1 pseudogene is annotated in these 254 nt (G+C 67.3%); it reads left to right on the top strand.

From position 1 onward, the window contains the following. A pseudogene (locus JHD63_RS23680) lies at nucleotides 1–254 on the top strand (IS5/IS1182 family transposase); the annotation flags it as partial.

The raw sequence follows: 254 nt of genomic DNA, 5'->3' as shown, positions 1-254 counted from the left end.
GCGCGGCACAGCCGGCAACGTCAATGATGTGATCGAGGCCAACACGCTGTTGCACGGCGAGGAAACCGAGGCCTGGGGCGACGCGGGCTACCAGGGCGCAGCCAAGCGGCCCGATGCCCAGGCCGGCCGTGCGCTGGAACATCGCCATGCGCCCGGGCAAACGCAAGCTGCTGGACAAAAGCCGACGGGTCGACGACCTGATTGACCAGCTCGAACGCATCAAGGCCAGCATCCGGGCCAAGGTCGAGCATCCG

The organism is Xylophilus sp. ASV27, assembly GCF_016428875.1.
Taxonomy (GTDB): Bacteria; Pseudomonadota; Gammaproteobacteria; order Burkholderiales; family Burkholderiaceae_C; genus Xylophilus.
The sequence above is the reverse complement of the archived record's forward strand: the minus strand, read 5'-3'. Positions and strand labels throughout refer to the sequence as shown.